Source organism: Oleiphilus sp. HI0080 (assembly GCF_001635135.1).
The window spans coordinates 1-5,323 of record NZ_LWFU01001041.1 but is presented as its reverse complement, the minus strand read 5'-3'; the positions used below and the strand labels follow the sequence as shown (position 1 = coordinate 5,323).

Sequence of the window (5,323 nt, the reverse complement as noted above, 5' to 3'; positions counted from 1 at the left end):
GTTATCTGTTGACGGGCGCCACCTCTAAATGGAGCCTGAAGCATATGGTGTCGAGCTTAACGAACTAACTTGCTCGGTATGAAAACTCGATACTAATTCTGCATTAACGCTGCACTCACTCCGGATTTATTTTCTACTAAACCGCCTCTTTTCTGGTAATGTCCGAGAAATCTTCTTGAATTCTCGGTCTTGTTATTCGGTGTATGCTTGATGTCTAGAAAGACGTGCGGTGCTTGTCGCCGTCCAATCAAAAGTTGCCTCTGCGGTTTTATTCAAAGCCAGAACACTAAACTGCCCGTTCTGATCGTCCAACATCCGGACGAATCAAATCATCCGTTTACCACTGCCTACTTGGCGAGTCTCGGTGCGAGTAGTGTGCAGCTTTGTTGCGCTCTTGATTTAACTGAGCAGCAATGCCGCTCTTTGTTGCATCTGAATCCGGCGGATGATTTAGCATTGCTGTACATCGATCATCATTACGATGAGCATGACGCCCGCACCATTGATTGCCTCGTCCCAGAATCAATCGACCTAATCGCTGATTTATCTGGGCTTGTTGTGCTTGATGGAACTTGGCGGAATACGCGAGAGTTGCTGCTTCGCAATACATGGCTAGCGACGCTAACAACACTTAGTTTGAAAAATTTAGAACAGAGCGAGTACACCATTCGCAAAGGCGAGGACAATACCGTGTGCACCCTTGAAGCGATCGACAGACTTCTTCGTATCGCGAACCCTAAATTTCAGAGTGACCTATACCTAAGGCCGATGCGAGAGCTGGTTCGTCAGCAGGATCAATTTAAGTTGGGCGAGAGGTCAGGTAACTCTTAGGTGCACTAAATCAGTCCAATAGCTTGAAACCTGCGTTATAACCCTTATAACTTGGACTCTCCTTAATAAATAACGATGGCTAGTTTATGGCGAACGCGCTCGAGATTCGTGGTCTCAACAAAACGTACGACAATGGTCATGAGGCCTTAGTAGACGTTTCCCTGCATGTTGAAGAAGGCGACTTTTTTGCCTTGCTAGGTCCGAACGGTGCCGGTAAAAGTACAACGCTCGGAATCGTTTCTTCGTTGGTGAACAAGAGTTCGGGTAAAGTTGAAATCTTTGGTTTTGATCTCGATACCGAGTTGGAGAAGGCAAAGACTTGCCTTGGTGTTGTGCCTCAAGAAGTGAACTTCAATCAGTTCGAAAAGGTGGAACATATTCTTGTGACACAGGCGGGGTATTATGGAATCCCAGCAAAAGAAGCAAAAGCAACGGCAGAGATCTATCTTAAAGAGCTTGGTTTATGGGACAAACGAGATCAGCCTGCCCGAATGTTATCCGGCGGTATGAAGCGCAGGGTGATGATCGCTAGAGCGTTGATTCACAAGCCAAAACTCTTGATTCTTGATGAGCCCACTGCAGGGGTGGATATCGAGTTGCGGCGCTCTATGTGGAAATTTCTTCGCGCGATTAATGAAGCGGGTACGACGATTATTCTGACAACCCATTATTTGGAAGAGGCGGAAGAGCTTTGTCGGAATATTGCAATTATTGATAAAGGACGAATCCTCGAACATAGCAGCAAGCGTGATTTGCTGAGCAAGCTCACAACTCAAACCTACGTGCTGGAAACGGAGCCTAAGCTAGAGCGCGCTCCGTCAATCGGGGAATACCAGGTCGAGCTTGCGGCTGATGGCACATTGGAACTCACACTTGAGCAGGAAGATGACTTAAGTGCATTTTTCAAGGCGGCAAGTGATTCGTCTTGGAAAGTCGTGAGTGTGCGAAATAAGAGTAATCGTTTAGAAGAATTGTTTTTGTCGCTCGTAAGCTCTGGTCAAAGTCTGAACGCTGAGGAGAAAGTCTGATGAATGCTCAGCAAATATGGATTGCTTTTACCACTATTGTTGTAAAGGAAGTGCGTCGTTTTACCCGTATCTGGGCACAAACGATGTTGCCGCCGGCTATTACGATGGCCTTGTACTTTGTGATCTTTGGCAACTTGATCGGTTCACGCATTGGAGAAATGGGTGGCTATGATTACATGAGCTTCATCGTGCCTGGTTTGATTATGATGTCGGTGATAACCAACTCCTATGCCAATGTCGTCTCGTCATTTTTTAGTATGAAATTTCAGCGTAGCATTGAGGAGCTGCTTGTCTCTCCCGTCCCTAACTGGGTCGTCCTGAGTGGCTATGTTGCCGGAGGAATGGCGCGCGGGGTTGGGGTTGGTCTCATTGTTACCTTGCTGTCTCTGTTTTTTACCGACTTGGTCATTCATAACATTTGGATTACTGCGAGCATGGTGCTGTTGACCTCCATTGTGTTCTCCCTCGGCGGGTTTATTAATGCAATCTTTGCGACCAAGTTTGATGATATTTCCATTGTTCCGACTTTCGTATTGACGCCGCTGACCTATCTCGGAGGCGTGTTTTATAGCATCTCTTTGTTGCCGGAGTTTTGGCAAACTGTTTCGCAAGCGAACCCGATCTTGTACATGGTGAATGCGTTTCGATATGGCATTCTTGGGGTGAGCGATATCGACATTCGATTTGCGTTTGTCATGGTTCTGTTTTTTATTGTTGTTTTGTTTTCGGTATGCCTGTATTTGCTGTCAAAAGGCAAGGGTATTCGAAGTTAGAGTTAGCGAGCGCTATCTATCTTTATGTTGCTTGAAAATGGGGTTTGGTGAAAGCGAATGGCCATCGTACAAAATAGTCAGTTAGGGAAAGAAACCACCTATGTGGATCGTTATGACCCGAGCCTTTTGTTTCCAATTACTCGGTCTGAGAGCCGTGCTACGCTGGGTCTTGTTGACGAAGCCGTGCCATTTTACGGCGAAGACGTATGGACAAGTTTTGAGGTGTCTTGGCTTGAGCTTGGGGGAAAACCCTGTGTAGCGGTTGGTGAATTTCGTATCCCATGTAACTCGCCCAATATCATCGAATCGAAGTCCTTCAAACTGTACCTTAACTCGTTTAATCAGGAGCGTTTTGACGCTGTGGACGATGTAGTTCAGATCATGCAGAAAGACCTGAGCGCTGCTGCTGGAGCCGCGGTTAAGGTTGAGCTGAGAAGCTTGGCTGATATTCAGCCTATCGAGCGGCCTAAAGGTGCGTCGATTGATTGCGCTCCTGTTGAGTGTTTTGTTTATGAGCCGGACGCAGATTTACTGGAGCTAGAGGCTGAGCAAAGCGAGTCTGTAGAAGAAATCCTGTATTCTGATTTACTACGCTCAAATTGTCCGGTGACAGGCCAGCCAGACTGGGGGACGGTCGTCATTCGTTATCGAGGACCAAAAATAAATCAGAGTAGCCTTCTTCGCTATGTTGTTTCTTTTCGGACCTGTCAGGATTTTCACGAACATTGTGCAGAGAGAATCTTTACTGATTTGATGGCCAAGTGTGGCTGCGAGGCCTTGAGCGTAATGGCGCGTTATACGCGACGAGGTGGCTTGGATATCAATCCATATCGGGTCAGCGAAGGCTTTGTGAGTGAGTCTAAAGACGCTTTGTCCTGCCCTCAGACCAGGTTCGTTCGCCAGTAGTTTAGAGCTAGACGGTCGATTTAGGTTCGATCTTTTAGCTTATCGGCGGCGCGCTCTAGAGCGCGAACGACTAAATCTTTTTCCTCATCGGTGACTTTGTCTGTGTCGAGATATAAAGCAAAGCCGCCGGTTTCGTGCTCTATAAAGCTTTGTCCGGCACCGATATCTCTCCTGAAATCGACAATCTGATAGATGGGTACGGGGCGCGAAAACCCTTTTACTGTAATCTCGCCCTTGTCGCGACACATGACTTTATCTTTGACGAGTGAAAATGTTTCATAAGAAATCAGAATTTCGCCCGGGTCAGCCAGTGCCTCGAGACGTGATGCAAGGTTGACCTCTTTGCCGATGATCGTGTAATCCATCCTGTTTTCTGCACCAAAGTTACCAACGGTACTATATCCGGTACTGATCCCTATGCGAATTTGCAGCGGCGTTTTTATGCCTTGGCTTTGCCACTTCTGACGAAGGATCTTCATGTGCTTACGCATTTCTATCGACATCGCAACGCAGGCAAGCGTATCTTCTTTTGGGCCTCTACTTGTTGGGTCGCCAAAGAAAATCATAATTGAGTCACCAACAAATTTGTCGATGGTTCCGCCATACTTGAGGGCGATTTGCGACATTTCGTTGAAGTAGGAGTTGAGGAGTTCTGTCAGGCTTTCTGGCTCCATTTCTTCTGCGAGTTCGGTAAAGCCTTTAATATCAGAAAAGAAAATGGTCAGCTTTTTACGCTGGGTCTCAAGTCGAACATCCCGCTCGCCGGTAAAGATCGACTGCCAGACTTGAGGTGATAGGTATTTGGCCAGCTTGTGTGACAGAGAGATGGATTGTTCTCGCTGGTGTTGTATTTGGGATTTTGCTTTGACGAGTGCTTTTGCTTGCTGGTGCGTGTAGTACGCCGTTACAGCGACGTACACACCTGCACCTATACCGGCGACAAGCGTCACAAGGGCTGGCTCATCGGGTTTGAACTCCAGACCAAAGACAAACGAGGAAACGATCAGAGATAAAAATGTCGTCAAGCTTCCAAGAGCCAGAAGACGGACTCCGCCCACAACAATAAAGCTGAAACAGAGCATGATGACAGAGAACAGAGTGGCACTGAGGCTAAATTTAATCAGTAGTAGCGTCACGCCCGTGATTGCGCCGTCCAATAGCAGTGTTACTTCACGAGCACGTGCGCTTTCTACGAGCTTAAAATGTCGAATGACAAAGTAGAGTAAGTGAGGCCAAAGCATGGCGAATGGCACAAACCAGATGAGTGCCTTATCGAAATGTCCGATTAAAATGCCAGTGATAAAGGTAATGGTCGACAATAAATACGCAAGTACTCGGCCATTATAGGCGGGCATTACTGATGGCGGAGCATCGTCTCTTGCGGTATTGGGAGTGTTGGGCATATTTTTGTTTACCGGTAGCGCGAGGTGTTTGCGCTGAAAATTCTTTGGTATCTCATGTGTTATCGGTTCAGACTGCGATATTTATTTTGTACTATAAGGTCTAGTCGCACCTTATGGTTCACGTTAAGGCACGTCCGATTTTTCGAGAGCTAGAGTAGCACCTCCATTTTTTATACACAATTTTTCTGAGGAACCCGAGCGCTATGAGCGAAATGTCATTATCTAGCGATGTTCTTGAGCTTTTGCATACGCGAGTCTCGTATCCGAGGCTTGAGTCTCCAGCGCCGGAGGGTGCGCTTTTAAAGCGGATTCTCATGACGGCGATGCGCGCTCCTGATCATAAGGTTCTTAGGCCAGCTCGTTATCTTTTAGTTGAAGGAGA

At 47.0% G+C, this 5,323-nt stretch carries 5 protein-coding genes; 4 read left to right on the top strand and 1 reads right to left on the bottom strand.

Annotated features, from left to right (window positions below; translation table 11 throughout):
- Positions 1-210 precede the first annotated feature (210 nt).
- From A3751_RS19475 to queF, 4 genes are all read left to right on the top strand, one after another.
- A complete protein-coding gene (locus A3751_RS19475) occupies positions 211-831 on the top strand; it encodes a DTW domain-containing protein (protein ID WP_082863394.1) in 621 nt (206 codons plus the stop codon).
- A gap of 86 nt (positions 832-917) precedes the next feature.
- Positions 918-1,859, top strand: coding sequence for an ABC transporter ATP-binding protein (locus A3751_RS19470; RefSeq protein ID WP_068458616.1), 942 nt, complete (start codon positions 918-920; stop codon positions 1,857-1,859).
- Positions 1,859-2,632 carry an ABC transporter permease gene (locus tag A3751_RS19465; protein ID WP_068458615.1) on the top strand — a complete coding sequence of 258 codons (774 nt, stop codon included), beginning with the start codon at positions 1,859-1,861 and terminating at the stop codon, positions 2,630-2,632. The genes A3751_RS19470 and A3751_RS19465 overlap by 1 nt, the downstream gene beginning before the upstream one ends.
- 57 nt (positions 2,633-2,689) lie before the next feature.
- The gene (gene queF / locus A3751_RS19460) at positions 2,690-3,538 is read left to right on the top strand and encodes an NADPH-dependent 7-cyano-7-deazaguanine reductase QueF (RefSeq protein ID WP_068458614.1); all 849 of its coding nucleotides are present in this window, start codon (positions 2,690-2,692) and stop codon (positions 3,536-3,538) included.
- Positions 3,539-3,558: 20 nt separating this feature from the next.
- Here the strand turns inward: queF and A3751_RS19455 are convergent, their stop codons facing one another.
- On the bottom strand, positions 3,559-4,941 hold the full coding sequence (locus tag A3751_RS19455) for an adenylate/guanylate cyclase domain-containing protein (RefSeq protein WP_068458613.1): 1,383 nt from the start codon (positions 4,939-4,941) through the stop codon (positions 3,559-3,561).
- Between the last annotated feature and the right edge of the window lie 382 nt (positions 4,942-5,323).

Coding starts and splice junctions, on each gene's coding strand:
- A3751_RS19475 (WP_082863394.1), top strand. CDS start 211: ATGTCTAGAAAGACGTGCGGTGCTTGTCGCCGTCCAATCAAAAGTTGC.
- A3751_RS19470 (WP_068458616.1), top strand. CDS start 918: ATGGCGAACGCGCTCGAGATTCGTGGTCTCAACAAAACGTACGACAAT.
- A3751_RS19465 (WP_068458615.1), top strand. CDS start 1,859: ATGAATGCTCAGCAAATATGGATTGCTTTTACCACTATTGTTGTAAAG.
- queF (WP_068458614.1), top strand. CDS start 2,690: ATGGCCATCGTACAAAATAGTCAGTTAGGGAAAGAAACCACCTATGTG.
- A3751_RS19455 (WP_068458613.1), bottom strand. CDS start 4,941: ATGCCCAACACTCCCAATACCGCAAGAGACGATGCTCCGCCATCAGTA.